We start from the raw sequence: 464 nt of genomic DNA on the forward strand, positions 1-464 counted from the left end.
AGCAGCCCTACGACCCCCGCCGGTCCGTCGACCACCAGATCCGCCCGTTCCCGCAGCTCCGTGACCTCGTCGCTGCCGCTGCACACCAGAAGCCCCGGAGTGCCGGCGGAGCGGAGCTTGTCGACGGCCGTGTAGGCGGGGAGGTCGCCCAGGTCGTCACCCGCGTACAGGACCGACTCGGCGCCGATGTCCCGGGCGTACTCCATCAGGGCGACGCCCTTGTCCATCCCGGGCGGACGCAGCTCCAGCACCATGCGGCCGGGTTCGACGATCAGACCGTGCCGGGCGGCGAGCCCGGCGAGCGGCTCGCGCAGGGCCTCGAACGCGGCCTGCGGATCGGCGGCCCGGCGGGTGTGGACCGCCACCGCCCGGCCCCCCTTCTCCTCGATCCACGTGCCCCGCCACGCGCCGACCCGGTCGAGCACCCCCGGCAGCTCCGCGCGGACGGCGGCGACCCCGGGGTG

General features: G+C 75.9%; 1 protein-coding gene. It reads right to left on the reverse strand.

Going from position 1 to position 464, the window contains the following annotated elements; translation table 11 throughout:
- The coding region (locus B7767_RS44160; RefSeq protein WP_306298061.1) for a trehalose-phosphatase at window positions 1-464 on the reverse strand (464 nt) is incomplete at both ends.

This window comes from Streptomyces sp. 13-12-16, from assembly GCF_002114215.1.
GTDB lineage: Bacteria > Actinomycetota > Actinomycetes > Streptomycetales > Streptomycetaceae > Streptomyces.